13 protein-coding genes, 1 tRNA gene and 1 pseudogene are annotated in these 14,744 nt (G+C 73.3%); 7 read left to right on the forward strand and 8 right to left on the reverse strand.

Annotated features, from left to right (window positions below; all coding sequences use genetic code 11):
- Positions 1 to 64 precede the first annotated feature (64 nt).
- Positions 65 to 640 (forward strand): TerD family protein, encoded by a 576-nt coding sequence (locus KSNIM_RS25885; RefSeq protein ID WP_263105526.1) that lies wholly within the window; start codon positions 65 to 67, stop codon positions 638 to 640.
- A 55-nt stretch (positions 641 to 695) separates the two neighbouring features.
- The gene (locus tag KSNIM_RS25890) at positions 696 to 1,790 is read left to right on the forward strand and encodes a DUF475 domain-containing protein (RefSeq protein ID WP_263105527.1); all 1,095 of its coding nucleotides are present in this window, start codon (positions 696 to 698) and stop codon (positions 1,788 to 1,790) included.
- Positions 1,791 to 1,909: 119 nt separating this feature from the next.
- Here KSNIM_RS25890 and KSNIM_RS25895 read toward each other — a convergent pair whose 3' ends face one another.
- On the reverse strand, positions 1,910 to 2,974 hold the full coding sequence (locus KSNIM_RS25895; RefSeq protein WP_263105528.1) for a DUF2637 domain-containing protein: 1,065 nt from the start codon (positions 2,972 to 2,974) through the stop codon (positions 1,910 to 1,912).
- Positions 2,975 to 3,293: 319 nt separating this feature from the next.
- Between KSNIM_RS25895 and KSNIM_RS25900 the strand changes: the two genes are divergently transcribed.
- Positions 3,294 to 4,034 (forward strand): Tellurium resistance, encoded by a 741-nt coding sequence (locus KSNIM_RS25900; RefSeq protein ID WP_263105529.1) that lies wholly within the window; start codon positions 3,294 to 3,296, stop codon positions 4,032 to 4,034.
- Between the two features lie 71 nt (positions 4,035 to 4,105).
- On the opposite strand, the gene KSNIM_RS25905 is transcribed toward KSNIM_RS25900, so the two are convergent.
- Entirely contained in the window at positions 4,106 to 5,101 is a 996-nt protein-coding gene (locus KSNIM_RS25905) for a TerD family protein (RefSeq protein WP_263105530.1), read from the reverse strand.
- A 322-nt stretch (positions 5,102 to 5,423) separates the two neighbouring features.
- Between KSNIM_RS25905 and KSNIM_RS25910 the strand changes: the two genes are divergently transcribed.
- The 3 genes and pseudogenes from KSNIM_RS25910 to KSNIM_RS25920 all read left to right on the forward strand — a co-directional run bounded on the left by KSNIM_RS25910 (position 5,424) and on the right by KSNIM_RS25920 (position 10,070).
- A complete protein-coding gene (locus KSNIM_RS25910; RefSeq protein ID WP_263105531.1) occupies positions 5,424 to 6,590 on the forward strand; it encodes an HpcH/HpaI aldolase/citrate lyase family protein in 1,167 nt (388 codons plus the stop codon).
- Between the two features lie 105 nt (positions 6,591 to 6,695).
- A pseudogene (locus KSNIM_RS25915) lies at positions 6,696 to 9,216 on the forward strand (phosphoribosyltransferase).
- A complete protein-coding gene (locus tag KSNIM_RS25920) occupies positions 9,216 to 10,070 on the forward strand; it encodes an HAD family hydrolase (RefSeq protein ID WP_263105532.1) in 855 nt (284 codons plus the stop codon). The pseudogene KSNIM_RS25915 and the gene KSNIM_RS25920 overlap by 1 nt, the downstream one beginning before the upstream one ends.
- Positions 10,071 to 10,208: 138 nt before the next feature.
- Here the strand turns inward: KSNIM_RS25920 and KSNIM_RS25925 are convergent, their stop codons facing one another.
- From KSNIM_RS25925 to KSNIM_RS25935, 3 genes are all read right to left on the reverse strand, one after another.
- Positions 10,209 to 10,433 (reverse strand): FmdB family zinc ribbon protein, encoded by a 225-nt coding sequence (locus KSNIM_RS25925; protein ID WP_030267496.1) that lies wholly within the window; start codon positions 10,431 to 10,433, stop codon positions 10,209 to 10,211.
- A 25-nt stretch (positions 10,434 to 10,458) separates the two neighbouring features.
- On the reverse strand, positions 10,459 to 10,983 hold the full coding sequence (locus KSNIM_RS25930) for a DUF4442 domain-containing protein (protein ID WP_263105533.1): 525 nt from the start codon (positions 10,981 to 10,983) through the stop codon (positions 10,459 to 10,461).
- Between the two features lie 65 nt (positions 10,984 to 11,048).
- A complete protein-coding gene (locus KSNIM_RS25935) occupies positions 11,049 to 12,302 on the reverse strand; it encodes a hypothetical protein (RefSeq protein WP_263105534.1) in 1,254 nt (417 codons plus the stop codon).
- A 170-nt stretch (positions 12,303 to 12,472) separates the two neighbouring features.
- On the opposite strand from KSNIM_RS25935, the gene KSNIM_RS25940 reads away from it, so the two are divergent.
- Positions 12,473 to 12,544 (forward strand) — tRNA-Val (locus KSNIM_RS25940).
- A 77-nt stretch (positions 12,545 to 12,621) separates the two neighbouring features.
- On the opposite strand, the gene KSNIM_RS25945 is transcribed toward KSNIM_RS25940, so the two are convergent.
- From KSNIM_RS25945 to KSNIM_RS25955, 3 genes are all read right to left on the reverse strand, one after another.
- Positions 12,622 to 13,062, reverse strand: a complete 441-nt coding sequence (locus KSNIM_RS25945; protein ID WP_263105535.1) for a hypothetical protein — start codon at positions 13,060 to 13,062, stop codon at positions 12,622 to 12,624.
- A gap of 111 nt (positions 13,063 to 13,173) precedes the next feature.
- Positions 13,174 to 14,118, reverse strand: a complete 945-nt coding sequence (locus KSNIM_RS25950) for a hypothetical protein (protein WP_263105536.1) — start codon at positions 14,116 to 14,118, stop codon at positions 13,174 to 13,176.
- A 67-nt stretch (positions 14,119 to 14,185) separates the two neighbouring features.
- The gene (locus KSNIM_RS25955; RefSeq protein WP_263105537.1) at positions 14,186 to 14,623 is read right to left on the reverse strand and encodes a peptidase inhibitor family I36 protein; all 438 of its coding nucleotides are present in this window, start codon (positions 14,621 to 14,623) and stop codon (positions 14,186 to 14,188) included.
- Between the last annotated feature and the right edge of the window lie 121 nt (positions 14,624 to 14,744).

Here is a 14,744-nt window from a genome sequence, read left to right on the forward strand (position 1 = left end):
GTCGCTGGCCGGAGCCGGCCCGGCAGAGAGGCCCCGGGGACGGGGGGACTGGGAGGAAATCCAGATGAGTGTCACGCTGGCCAAGGGCGGCAACGTCTCGCTGAGCAAGGCCGCGCCCAACCTGACGCAGGTGCAGATCGGCCTGGGCTGGGACGCCCGTTCGACCACCGGCGCACCGTTCGACCTGGACGCCAGTGCGCTGCTCTGCGCGGGTGGCCGGGTGCTCGGCGACGAGTACTTCGTCTTCTACAACAACCTGCGCAGCCCCGAGGGTTCGGTCGAGCACCAGGGCGACAACCTCACCGGCGACGGCGACGGGGACGACGAGGTGGTGCAGGTCAACCTCGACCTGGTGCCCGTCCACGTCGACAAGGTGGTCTTCGCGGTGTCGATCTACGACGCCGAGGCCCGGATCCAGAACTTCGGCCAGGTGTCCAACGCCTACATCCGCGTGGTCAACCTGACGGACGGGCGCGAGATCGCCCGCTACGACCTCACCGAGGACGCGTCCACGGAGACCGCGATGATCTTCGGCGAGCTCTACCGCTACCAGGGCGAGTGGAAGTTCCGCGCCGTCGGTCAGGGCTACGCCTCGGGCCTGCGCGGCATCGCCCTGGATTTCGGAGTAAACGTGCAGTAAAGTCCGCCGCCGAAAAACACGCCCGTGGACATGAATTCGAAAGGTAACTGACCCCGTGTTCCTCCGCACATTCGGATGGTCCTTCGCCATCACGATCGTCGGCCTCCTTGCTGCCGGCCTGATCTGGGGGGCCGAAGGGTTCGGCGTCGTGCTGATCCTCTCGATCCTCGAGATCTCCCTCTCGTTCGACAATGCGGTCGTCAACGCCACCGTCCTGAAGCGGATGAACCCCTTCTGGCAGAAGATCTTCCTGACGGTCGGCGTCCTGATCGCCGTCTTCGGCATGCGCCTGATCTTCCCGCTGCTGGTGGTCGGTCTGACGGCCCACCTCGCGCCGGGCACGGTCATCGAGCTCGCCCTGGACTCGACCAAGACCTACAACGGCCAGACCTACGCCGACTACCTCGAGGCGGCCAACCCGGCCATTGCGGCCTTCGGCGGCATCTTCCTGCTGATGATCTTCCTCGACTTCATCTTCGAGGAGAAGGACTTCAACTGGCTGCGCTGGCTGGAGAAGCCGCTGGAGAGGATCGGCAAGCTGGACGCCCTCTCCTCGGTCATCGCGCTGGTGGTCCTCGCCCTCTCCGCCCGCCTCTTCGCGGCCGAGCACGCCGAGACCGTCCTGCTGGCCGGCCTGATGGGCCTTGCCACCTACCTGGCCGTCAACGGACTGTCCGGCGTCTTCGAGTCCGGCCTGGAGGCGCAGGAGGAGGCCGAGGAGGAGGCGGAGAAGACCGGCAAGTCGATCGTCCAGGTCGGCGGCAAGGCCGCGTTCTTCCTCTTCCTCTACCTGGAGGTCCTGGACGCGTCGTTCTCCTTCGACGGCGTGGTCGGCGCCTTCGCCATCTCCCAGGACATCTTCATGATCACCCTGGGTCTGGGCATCGGCGCGATGTACATCCGCTCGCTCACGGTCTTCCTGGTCCGCAAGGGCACCCTGGACGACTACGTGTACCTGGAGCACGGCGCCCACTACGCGATCGGTGCGCTGGCGCTCATCCTGCTGGCCTCGATCGAGTACCACATCCCGGAGCTGGTCACCGGCCTGATCGGCGTCGGCTTCATCGGTGCGGCGCTCGCCTCCTCGGTGGTCCGCAACCGGCGCGAGCAGGCGCTGGAGACCTCCGAGCCGGAGACGACATCGGTCTGATCCGACGGCCGGTCCACGCGGCCCGATCCGCGCACGGTACCGCGAAGGGCCCCGCACACCTCGGTGTACGGGGCCCTTCGCGGTTGCCGGGGGCGCCGCCGGGAGCAGCGTCGCCGGGGTCAGCCGAGCTGCTGCTCGATCGCACGGAGCTTGCGCTCCAGCGAGTCCAGCTTCGGCATCGCCAGGGTGTCCTCGTCCAGCGTCAGGTCGATGCTGGACGAGCTGCCGACGGCGGCGCGGGGGCGCCGGCCGGCGGTGAGGGCGGCGGGCTCCAGCGCGGAGGGGCCGACCTTGGCCATCGGGTCCTCGTCGGCTAGAGCAGGCTCCGTAGCGGAGGACTCGCCCGCGCCGGCCGCGGTCAGCGCCGGCACCTGGCGGCCGCCGCGGGCACGGGAGAGCACGCCGCCCTGCGAGCGGGCGAGCGCCTTCAGCTCGGCGCGCTCGCGGCGGTCCGCCGAGCGGGCCCGCAGCTTCGCCTCCTGCTTGGCCTGCCGGTCCTCGCGGACCTCCTCGACCGCCTCGTCCAGGCTGCGGACGTTCTCCAGCAGCATCAGCGACCAGGCGGCGTAGGTCTCGCGGGGCGCGCGCAGCCAGCGGACGATGCGGATCTGCGGCAGCGGCCGCGGGATCAGGCCCTGCTCGCGCAGCGCCGCCCGGCGGGTCTGCTTCAGCGCCCGGTCGAACAGCACGGCGGCCGAGATCGACATGCCGGCGAAGAACTGCGGGGCGCCGTCGTGGGAGCCGCCGCGCGGGGCGTGCACCCAGTTGAACCAGGCCGAGGCGACCGCGAACAGCCAGACGAGCAGGCGCGAGCCGAGCGCCGCGTCACCGTGGCTGGCCTCGCGCACGGCGAGCACCGAGCAGAACATCGCGGCGCCGTCGAGGCCGAACGGGACGAGGTACTCCCAGCCGCCGGACAGGCCGAGGTTCTCCTGGCCGAAGCCGACCAGGCCGTGGAAGGACAGCGCGGCCGCGACACCGGCGCAGCAGAACAGCAGCACGTAGGAGGCGCCGCCGTAGACCGCCTCCTTGCGGCGGCGGCGCTCCTCGCTGCGCTCCCAGGAGTCGGTGTTCTCGTCGACCTTGTTGTTCTTGACGCGCAGCACGGCCACCAGGACGGCGGTGAACAGCAGGGCTGCGCCGCCGATGACGGCCCATACCAGCTGTATGGAGGAGAGGTTCATCGTGGGTCGGGCCTCGAATTTCCGCAGGACGGGGGGATGGAACGCGGTCGGGCACAGGAGGCGGCCCGGGCGGGTCGGGATCCTGACGGGGCGTCGTGGACGCCACCGCACGGGACGTCGGAGACTCCTGTGCGGCACCGACGATATCGCGTCCAACGGCCCGGCATGGTACGGGAGGCGGCGATCGCCCGCCAGGCGGAGGACTGACGGTGGCTCATCGTCGCCGTTGGGGTATGGCTCTGATGGGACGATACGAGCACGGTGCACGACGGAGGGTGATCACCGGCCGGACGGCCGGGAGAGGGGGAGGGCGGACGCCATGGTCTCGGTCTGGGAGTTCCTCAAGGGGGATCGCAGAGGGGTGGACTCCGGGGGGCAGTTCAAGGTCACGCTGACCAAGTCCCAACCGCAGCACGCGCTGACCGGCGCGGCGGCGACCACCGGGTATCTGTACGTGAACCTGCACTGGACCACCCGTTCGGCCGATCGCCCGTCCGGGGGCGGCGGTCTGCGCAACCTGTTCGACCTGCGGAACCTGCGCCCGATGGCGCCCCAGTCGCTGGACCGGGCGCCGGTCAGCGTCGACCTGGACCTGGCCTGCCTGTACGAGCTGGCCGACGGCAGCCGCGGGGTCGTCCAGCCGCTGGGCGGCTACTTCGGCGACCTCAACCGGCCGCCGTACATCAAGCTGAGCGGCGACGACGTCTACGGCGCCCCGTCCGGCGAGACGATGTACGTCAACCTGGAGAAGAAGGACCAGTTCCGGCGGCTGCTGATCTTCGTCTACATCTACGACGACACGCCCGCCTTCGGCCACACCCACGCGACCGTGACGATCGTGCCGCAGACCGGTCCGCGGATCGAGATCAAGCTGGACGAGCGGGCGCCCGCCGCGCGCTCCTGCGCCGTGGTGCTGATCGAGAACTCCGGCGACGGGCAGCTCACCGTCCGCCGCGAGGTCCGCTACGTGCACGGATTCCAGTCGGATCTGGACCGGCTGTACGGCTTCGGCATGCAGTGGCAGCGCGGCTACAAGGGCCCGTCCGGGCCGGCCGCCTGAGCCGGCCGGCGGCCCGGGGCCCGACCTGACGCAACCGGGGGCGCGCCGCGCGGGCGGCACGCCCCCGGCGGTCAGCGAGGCTGGAACTGCGGGCCCTGCGGCGGCAGCGCGAAGCCCGGCGCACCCGTCGGCTGCGGGGCGGGCGCCGGCGGCTGGGGCTGCGGGGCGGGCTGCTGTTGCGGGTACCCGTACCCGGGCGCCGGCTGCTGCTGCGGATAGCCGTACCCCGGCTGCTGCTGGGGGTAGCCGTACCCGCCGGTCGGCTGCTGGGGCTGCTGCTGCGGGGGCGGGTAGCCGTAGCCGCCGGCCTGGGCGGCGGCCGGCTGCGGGTAGCCGTACCCGGCGGGCGCCGGGGCGGCGGGGGTGCCCACGGTCGGCGGGGTACTGGGCGGCGGCGGCACCGGGGCCGCCGGGGGAGCGGCCGGCGCCAGCGTGTAGATGTCCGGCTCCTCCGGCAGCTCGGCCGGCTCGGGCGCCGGCGGCCCGCCCACCGGCGGCAGCGCGTCCGCGACCTCCTCGCCGTCCTCGACCGCGATGCCGTAGTCCGTCGCCAGCCCGCTCAGGCCGGTCGCGTACCCCTGGCCGATCGCCCGGAACTTCCACCCGCCGTCGCGCCGGTAGAACTCGCCGGCCACCAGTGCGGTGACGTCGCCGCTGTCGGTGACGGGGAACTCGGCCAGCGGCTCGGCACCCTCGCCGGCCGAGGCGTCGAAGACCAGCACCCGCAGCCGCGGCACCGAGGGGAAGGAACCCTCCTCGGAGGAGCCCGCCAGCACCACCCGGTCGACGTCCTCGGTCAGCCGGCCGAGGTCGATCTCGACCGTGTCCGACACCTCGTCCCCGGTGCCGGCCTGCTGCTTGGGCAGGTGGCGCACCAGGCCAGAGGGGTGCCTCGGCTGGTTGTAGAAGACGAAGTCGGCATCCGAACGGACCTTGCCGTCGGCGGCGACCAGCAGCGCGGAGACGTCCACGTCGGGTGCACCGGGCGTCGCCGACCAGCGCAGCACGGCGCGGACGGCGGTGGCCGTCAGCGGGATGTTGGCGCCCTTCGCCATCACGTGCGTCATGCCCCAATCCTGCCCGGCCCCGCCCTCCGCGGACAATGCGGGCCGCCACAGGCCCGGAGGGGGGTTTTGTGTCGCACCGGGTAACCTTCCGAGAATTCGATGTTTCAGGTCTTTGCAAAGCCCTGAAGGACCGTACGATTAGCGGCCAACGGCTCCCGGTACACCACCCACCTCGGCGAACGCGACGCGGCGGACGCGAGGGCGACCGCGCCGCCCCCACCCGCGAAACCATCGGGCCCCGCTGTTCGTCCCTGTTGTCGGGACGTCAGCCCAATCCCGCCCGGTGACCGGGCCCCGCCACCACGATCGCAGGGAGAGCAGCTTGCGCCACTTCGGCCACCTCGCCGACGACGTCCGCGAACGGCTCTTCCTGCACCAGCCGGTCGACTTCGACCTGGGCAGTGCCCCCGCCGTGCTCTCCACCGCGCTCGGCGCGACCCTCTACAGCCCGGCCACCCGCAGCACGCTGGCCGCCGACATCCGCAAGCAGGCCGCCCGCGGCGTGCTCTCCATGGTGCTCTGCCTCGAGGACGCGATCGCCGACCACGAGGTGCCCGCCGCCGAGGAGAACCTCGTCGCCCAGCTCGGCGAGCTCGCCGCCGCCGGCGACACCGGGCTGCCGCTGCTGTTCGTCCGGGTCCGCGCCGCCGCCCAGATCACCGACCTCACCGCGCGGCTCGGCCCCGCCGTCCGGCTGCTGGCGGGCTACGTGGTGCCCAAGTTCACCGAGGAGAGCGGCGGCGCCTTCCTGGAGGCGCTCACCGCCGCCGAGGAGCGCTCCGGCCAGCGGCTGTTCGCCATGCCCGTGCTGGAGTCGCCCGAGCTCGCCCACCTGGAGACCCGCCGCGAGCAGCTCTTCGCCATCGCCCGGCTGCTCGACAAGCACCGCGAGCGCATCCTCGCCGTCCGGCTCGGCGTCACCGACCTGTGCTCCGCGTACGGACTGCGCCGCTCGCCCGACCTCACCGCCTACGACGTGGCCCTGGTGGCCGGTGTCATTGGCGACGTGGTGAACGTGCTCGGCCGCGCCGACGGCACCGGGTACACCGTGACCGGCCCGGTCTGGGAGTACTTCCCGGTGCAGGAGCGCATGTTCAAGCCGCAGCTGCGCCGCACCCCGTTCGCGGAGGCGCACCCGCCGGCCGACGGCGTCCGGCAGCGCATCATCGAGCACGACCTGGACGGCCTGATCCGGGAGATCGAGCTGGACCGCGCCAACGGCCTGCTCGGCAAGACCTGCATCCACCCCAGCCACGTGCCCGCCGTGCACGCGCTCTCCGTGGTCACGCACGAGGAGTACTCCGACGCGCAGGACATCCTCAGCCGAGACGGCGGCGGGGTGCTGCGCTCCGCGTACACCAACAAGATGAACGAGGCCAAGCCGCACCGGGCCTGGGCCGAGCGGGTGCTGCTGCGCGCCGAGGTCTTCGGGGTGGCCCGCGAGGACGTCAGCTTCGCCGAGCTGCTGGGCGCCTGCCTCTGCGGCTGACCGGGCCGTACCCTCGGCTCCCTTGCATACCCTGGGCACCTTTGCACTGCCGCACGACCCGCACCCCGGCACGACCGCACCGCCGCACCACCGAAAGCAGGAGCCTTGACCGCACAGCACCCCGCCCCGGCCCCGTGGACCGGCCAGTGGGTCACCGACCGGCTCGGCATCGGGCTCACCGGCTCGCCGGAGCTGCGGGAGCTGATCGGCCTCGCCCTGCGGCGCAACCCGCGCCGCGCCCACCTGCTGGTCTCGCACGTGCTCGGCAAGCACGTGCCGCAGCACCCCGCCGTGGTGCACGGCGCAGGCCTTGAGCTCGGCCGCCGGGTCGCCGAGTTGCTCGGCCCCGAGGACGCCGCCCGGGCCGTCGTCCTCGGCTACGCGGAGACCGCCACCGCGCTCGGCCACAGCGTCGCCGACGGCCTGGACGCCCCGTACCTGCACTCCACCCGCCGCCCGGTCGACGGTGTCGAGCCGGTCGGCGGCTTCGAGGAGGAGCACTCGCACGCCACCTCGCACCTGCTGCTGCCCGAGGACCCGGGCCTGCTCGCCGGCGACGGGCCGCTGGTGCTGGTCGACGACGAGTTCTCCACCGGCAACACCGTGCTCAACACCGTCCGCGCGCTGCACGCCGCGCACCCCCGCGACCGGTACGTGGTGGTCGCCCTGGTCGACCTGCGCACCGAGGCAGACCGGGAGCGCCTCGACAAGGCCGCCGCCGAGCTCGGCGCCCGCGTCGACCTGGTCGCCACCGCGGTCGGCGGCGTCCGGCTGCCCTCCGACGTGCTGACCCGCGCGCAGGAGATCGTCGACGCGCAGCCCGCCGCCGTCCCGCTGCCCGAGGGGCCGCTCGCCCCCGTCCACCGGCCCGCCCTCGACTGGCCGGCCGACCTGCCCGACGGCGGCCGGCACGGCTTCACCGCCGACCACCGCCGCCGCCTCGACGCCGCCCTGCCCGGACTCGCCGCGCCGCTCGCCGACCTGCTCGCCGACCGCCGCCGCATCCTCGTCCTCGGCTTCGAGGAGCTGATGTACGCGCCGCTGCGCCTGGCCGGGGCGCTCGCCGACCGGCTCGGCGGCGACCGCGTACGCTTCTCCACGACGACCCGCTCGCCGGTGCTCGCCGTGGACGACCCGGGCTACGCGATCCGCACCCGGCTGGCCTTCCCGGCCCACGACGACCCGGCCGACCGCTCCACCGAGCGGTACGCCTACAACGTCGCCCCCGGCAGCGACCCCGACCGCCGCTTCGACGCGATCGTCCTGGTCGTCGACACCCCCGGCGACACCGCCGCCCTGCACGAGGGCGAGGAGGCCCTGCTGCGCCAGCTGCGGGCCGTCACCGACCAGGTGGTGCTCGCCGTTCTCCCCGCGTACCGGCCCGGGTCACCCCGCTGACGCCTCCGTCCCCCACCATCGACAGCGCACCTCCCCACGTAAGGCGACCATGACGACCACCCTGCCCGCGCCGCTGTTCGGCCCCGCGTTCTCCTCGTACCCGGCCGAGGACGTGATCTGGCTGCTCAAGGACCTCTCCGGGGTGGCACTGGAGGCGCCGACCGAGGAGCGCGAGGAGGCCGTGCAGTCCGGCGGCGCCCACTACGCCGAGTCGCTGCCGATCGAGTACCAGCCCAGCCCCGAGTACCAGGAGCTGTACCGGCAGGCGCTCACCGCCTCCGGCGAGCGGATCGCGCTGGCCGTCGGAACCGTCGCCGAGACGCTGCTGCGCGAGCGCGGCCGCGGCCTGGTGCTCGCCTCGCTCGCCCGGGCCGGCACCCCGGTCGGCGTGCTGATCCGCCGCTGGCTCGGCTTCGCCCACGGCCTGGACGTCCCGCACTACACCGTCTCCATCGTGCGCGGCCGCGGCATCGACCCGGTGGCCCTGCGCCACCTCGCCGCCCACCACGACGCCGGCTCGGTGGTCTTCGTCGACGGCTGGACGGGCAAGGGCGCCATCACCCGCGAGCTCGCCGACGCGCTGCAGGGCACCGGCTTCGACCCGGACCTCGCGGTGCTCGCCGATCCCGGCCGCTGCGTGCGCACCTACGGCACCCGGGACGACTTCCTCATCCCGTCCGCCTGCCTCAACTCGACCGTCTCCGGCCTGATCTCGCGCACCGTGCTGCGCCCCGACCTGATCGGCCCGGACGACTTCCACGGCGCCAAGTTCTACCGCGAGCTCGCCGTCGCCGACGTCTCGAACGACTTCCTCACCGCCGTCGCCGCGCACTTCCCGGCCGTCCGGGCCGAGGCCGTCGCGGCCGCCGACGCCCTCGCCACCGAGGACCGCACGCCCACCTGGGAGGGCTGGGCCGCCGTCGAGCGGATCAGCGCCGAGTACGGCATCGACAACGTCAACCTGGTGAAGCCGGGGGTCGGCGAGACCACCCGCGTCATGCTCCGCCGGGTGCCCTGGCGAGTGCTGGCCCGGCGCGGTACCGGAGCCGACCTCGACCACGTCAGGCTGCTCGCCGCACAGCGCGGCGTCCCGGTGGAGGAGGTGGACGACCTGCCGTACTCCTGCGTGGGCCTGATCCACCCCCGCTACACCCGCGGGGCGACCGGCGCCGACGGCACGGCGGTGACCGCCGCCGAGGGCGGCGAAGTTCTCACGAAGGAAAGTTGATGCCGAATCAGCAGCCGAGTCAGTTCCTGGTCGCGAGCGACCTCGACCGTACCCTGATCTACTCCAACCGGGCCCTCGCCCTGGACGTGCCGGACCGGCTCGCCCCCCGGCTGCTCTCGGTGGAGGTCAACGACGGCCGGGCGCTCTCGTTCATGACCGAGCAGGCGGCCGAGCTGCTCGTCGAACTGACCCGGTTCGCCGTCTTCGTCCCCGCGACCACCCGCACCCGGGCCCAGTACGAGCGGGTCAACCTGCCCGGCCCGACACCGGGGTGGATCCCGAAGTACGCGATCTGCGCCAACGGCGGCCACGTGCTGGTCGACGGCGTCTGGGACCGCGACTGGCACGCCGAGGTGCGCTCCCGGCTCTCCGCCGCCAGCGCCCCGCTCGCCGAGGTCGTCGAGCACCTGGCGATCAGCGCGGACCCGGAGTGGACGCACAAGCGCCGGGTCGCCGAGGACCTCTTCGCCTACCTCGTCGTCGAGCGCGCCGACCTGCCCGAGGGCTGGCTGGAGGAGCTCACCGGCTGGTGCGCCGAGCGCGGCTGGACGGTCTCGTTGCAGGGCCGCAAGGTGTACGCGGTGCCGGCCCCGCTCACCAAGAGCGAGGCCCTCGCCGAGGTCGAGCGCCGGACGGGCGCGGCCACCGTGCTGACCGCCGGCGACTCGCTGCTCGACGCGGAGCTGCTGCTCGCCGCCGACGCGGGCTGGCGGCCCGGTCACGGCGAACTCGCCGACACCGGCTGGGCGGCGCCCGGCGTCACGACGCTCACCCAGGTCGGCGTCGCGGCGGGCGAGGAGATCGTCCGGCGGATGCTGGAGCGCGTCCGGGCCGGGGCGGCCGTCCGGGCCTGACCGGTCATCGGGGCCGCGTCATCGGGGCCGGCCGAGGCCGTCTCGATCGGGGCCGGCTGGATCGGGGCCGGCTGGATCGGGGCTGGCTGGATCGGGGCCGGGCCGTCGGCCGGGCCCCGATCCGGCCCCTTTCCGGGGTCAGCCGCAGCAGCCGCCGCCGCAGCAACCGCCGCCGCCACCGCTCGGGGCGGGGGCCGCGGCGGCGCCGCCGCCCGCGGTGCCGGTCACGGCGACGGTGGAGAGCAGCTTCACCGTGTCGGCGTGGCCCTCCGGGCAGACGGCAGGGTCGTTGGCCTGGGCCATCGTGCGGCGGAGTTCGAAGGTGGCTCCGCAGGAGCGGCAGCGGAAGTCGTAGCGAGGCATAGCGGCAGGGTACCGAGGCGGCAGCTCAGACGGCAGTACCGACGGGTTCGGCCCGTTCGGCCCGCTCGCCCCGCTCGGGCCGGGTGCGCTCCGGCTTGGGCCGCACGTAGACCTGCTTGCGGACCCGGGCGACCACCGAGCCGTCCGCCGCCAGCACCTCGGTGTCGAACCAGACCAGGGCCTTGCTGCCGTCGGCCGTCAGCTCGCGGATCTCCGCCAGGCGGTCGTCGGTGAGGACGAACTCGGCGAAGACGTCGCCACGGCCGGGGGAGACGAAGTCGATCTCCGCGGCGCTGTCCCAGACGTAGTAGTCCGGGCCGAGGTTCTGCATCACCAGCAGCATCCAGAACGGGTCGGTCATCGCGAAGATCGAGCCGCCGAAGTGGGTGCCGACCCAGTTGCGGTTCAGCCGCCCGAGCCGCAGCCGGACCTTCGCGCTGCGGAAGGCGTCGTCGACGGCCAGCACCTTGATGCCCGCGAACAGGAACGGCGGCCAGAGGTTGATGCCGCGCCGGAAGGTGGCTGCGGAGAGCGTGCGCTTGCGTGCCATGGGCGCGACTCTAGCACTAAGTTACTGGTGAGTAATGTGGCCTGGGTCACGTCCGTGGCGGCCCGTCAACGCGGCCCCCGGATCATCGCCACCACCCCGGCCGCAGTCTCCCGCACCGCCGCCAGCTCGGTCAGGAAGTGCCAGTAGTCGGGGTGCCGACCGGCCTCCTCCAGCGCCGAGACCGCCCGGTCGAGCCGCGCCACCGCCGCGTCCAGCGGGGCCGCGTGCCGCGGGTCCGGGGTCTGACGGCCCGCCATGGCCAGGCGCTGGGCGTCCCGCAGCGCGAACCGCGTCCGCTCGATCTCCTTGTGCGGGTCGTGCGAGACCTCGTTCAGCTGCCGGAGCCGGTCGTTGACCGCCGTCACCGAACCCTCCGCCGTCTCCAGCACCGCCCGCACCGCCCCGATCGCGCCGGTCGCGTCCGCCCAGCGCTGCTCGTCACGGGCCCGCGCCGCCTCGTCCAGCTTCCGCGAGGCCGTCGCCACCGCCTCCGCCGTCTGCGCCGGCACCCGCTGCAGGTCCTGCCAGCAGGAGACCGAGAACCGCCGCCGCAGCTCGCTCAACGCCGGCTCCACCGTGCCCCCGCGGGTCTCCAGCGCCTGCACCCGCGTCCGCAGGCTCGCCACCCGCCGATCGATCTCCTTCGCCCGCTGCGGCAGTTGCTCCGCCTGGTCGCGGACGGCACCGGCCCGGCGCGCCACGTCCTCCGCCCGCTGCAGAGTGGCCTGCACCCCGTGCCGGGCCACCCCCTCGTTCAGCCGGGTCAGCTCCGGGCCGAGCTCCGCCAGCCGCGCCGCCAGGTCGTCCGCCTTCAGCCCCGCCGACCGCACCTGCTCCAGCGCCGTCGTCGCCGCCAGCAGTGCCTGCCGGGCCTTCTCCACCGCCGGCGTCACCCGGATCAGCTGCGACTCCGCGTGCTGCACCAGGGGCTGCAAGCGCTGGACGAAGGCGTCCAGCTCCGTCCGCTGCGCCTCCAGGTCCCGCTTGGCCTGGTCCAGTTGCCGCCGGGCCCGGCCCGCAGCGGAGGCGTCCAGCTCCGGATCCTCCAGGTCGTACGCGTCCAGCGCCGACAAGTAGCCGACCGTCACCTCGTTGATCCGCGCCGTCAGCGCCTGGAAGTCGGCCTGCGCCCGGCCCGCCGCCGCGCCGTCCTCCGCGGAGCGGATCGTCTCCAGGGCGAGTTGGGCGTCGCGCTGCGCCGAGTCGAGCTCGTAGAAGGTCTGCTGCGCCGCGTCCCGGGCAGCCACCGCCTCGGCCCGCGCACCCTCGCCCCGACGCCACCAGCCGCCCCGCCCGCCGCCACCGCCGGCCACCCTCACCACGCGCTCCCTGCTGCTCGTACGCCTGATCCAGGCCCATTCTTCCCGATCGCCCCCACCGCCCGGGACCCGCCGTCCGACGCCATCCGGACGGTGGCGGCGGGCAACCCCCCGGACCAGGTACGCTAGGCCTCCGTCGTGCACCCGGGCACCCCCGTGTGCCGCGACACGGGCGCATAGCTCAGCGGTAGAGCGCCGCCCTTACAAGGCGGATGTCGGCGGTTCGAAACCGTCTGCGCCCACCGGCTGTGAACACCGCGAAAGCCCCGGACCCTTCCCGGTCCGGGGCTTTTGACATCGGTGGCCGACATCAGCGACGTCAACGGTTCCGGCGCGAGCGGTACGCCGCCACGGCGGCCGCGCCGAGGGCGGCCAGCGCGAGCACCAGACCGCCCACCAGCACCGGGTTGACCCAGGACGGCACCAGCTCGCCGTCCGGTCCGCAGCGCACGCTCACCGGGAACATCCGCGTGCTGATCCCGACCGCGGGGAAGCCCCGGGCGCCGCAGTACTCGCGCGCGGACATCCACGTCGGACCCGACATCAGACCCGTGCTGAACGCCCCGTACGCCACGCAGAGACCCATGAGGGAGAGCCGGACGAGCAGGCCGGCGTCCCCGTGCGGCGGCCGGTCGCGCCGGGCGCGCACCATCCCGACCGCACAGAGCAGGAGCAGGGCCGGTGCGAGCACGGGGCCGAGGAGGGCGAGGCCGGCGAGCACCGTCCCGGCGTCGCCGGACCCGGAGGCCGTCTCGGTCACGGAAAGCGACTGGGACACGTACAGGTCGACTCGCTGCGCCGCCCCGCGGTTCCCGCCCGCCCCGGCGGAACGTCGGTTGCGACGCCCACCGGATTGCTGCCCACCGGCCTATCACCGGCCGAGGCGGGCGATCGCCTCGCGGGCGGTCGTGATCTTGCGCTTCTGGAAGGCGGTCAGCCGGTCCAGGACGGCGGACTTCTCCCCGATCATCCGCGTCTGGATCGCCGACTCGGCCGCCGTCCAGGTCTGCAGCAGGCCCGTCTCGGTCTTGCAGCCGACGTCCGCGAGTGCCACGGCCCGTTCCCGCGGGGTCGGTTCCGCGGTGTCGAAGGCCTTGTCCCCGACGGAGGCGATCGGGCTCTCGTAGTGGTGGCCGTGGCGTTCCATGCAGGCCGACCAGGAGTGGAAGACCGCCGTTACCGTCGGGTCCTCCAGGGACTGCTTGTAGCTGTCCGTGTCGACGGCCGACGCGGCGGCGATGTCGGACTCCGGACGGGCTCCGCCGTCCAGCCGGGTCTCGGCCTCCCCGTAGCAGCCGCCGGGCGGGATCGGGCGGCCGTCGGCGGTCGTCGACCGGGGCTCTCCCGCGCGGGTCGTGCCGAGGAGGACCACGGCCTGTGTCTCGGTGGGCTCCGCGGCGGGTGCGCCGCTCCGGCCGGTCGACGCCGGGAGGTGGTACCCGCGGTCGCGAGCGGCCTCGCGGTCCGCGATCCCGTAGCGTCTGGAGGGTTCCGCGGTCGGCGGCGGGCTCTCCGGCACCCGGTAGTCGAGGCCGAACCCCCGCAGGCATTCGTTGGTGAGCAGCACCTTGGCCCGCTCGACCGCGTAGGACTCGTCCGCGGTGAGGGTGAACCGGTCGATGGGCAGGGAGATCCGCCCCGCGGCCGTCGCCGAGGGCGCCGCCGCCGAGGGGCCGCCGGCCGCGCTCCGCCCGGCAGGCCCACCGCCCGGCCCGTCCCCGGCCGCCGAGCAGGCGGCCGTCGCCGCGAGCGCGGCCGCGACCAGTACCAGAGCGCGTGGTGCGCGGGCCCGCGCACGCCGTCTTCCCACAGTCACCGCACATCTCCACGAAGAACAGGGCGGCCGCGCGGAGGGCGCGGCCGCCGTCGATCCGGGATCCGGATCAGCCGAAGTCGGCGCAGTTCTGGTTGACCGTCTTGTTCCGGAAGAACACCGACGCGTTCTCGTTGTACGTGTTCTTGAGCTGGTAGGCGGCCGGGCCCTCGACCTTGGCGAACTTGTCGCAGGGGCCGGAGTAGCCGCTGTTGTAGTACACCGTCACGCTGGAGTTGATGCCCCAGATCCGGGCCTTCGCCGAGGCCGCGTTGTTCTTCAGGCCCTGGCCCTTCCCGTTGCCGCTGCTCAGGAAGGTGTACCCCTCGAGGTTGTAGATGCCCTCGCCGCTGTCGGGGGTGTCGGAGTGGATCACCGTGTGCGAGCCGGCGTAGCCGGTGTTGAAGTAGAGGACGATGCACTGGGCGTCGCAGTCGGTGTTGGTGTTGACCGTGATCGCGGCGTTCGCCGGGGAGGCCGCGACGATCCCGCCGAGAACGGCGGACATCGCCACTGATGCCGTGACAAGTGCTGTGCGGACAGAGAACATTGCTTCCCCGGGGCTGGACGGTGGTTTGGACTGCTCCGGGAGCGGACGTGCCGGCACCCCGGCTCGCGCCGGAATGCCG

This window comes from Kitasatospora sp. DSM 101779, from assembly GCF_025655475.1.
Taxonomy (GTDB): domain Bacteria; phylum Actinomycetota; class Actinomycetes; order Streptomycetales; family Streptomycetaceae; genus Kitasatospora.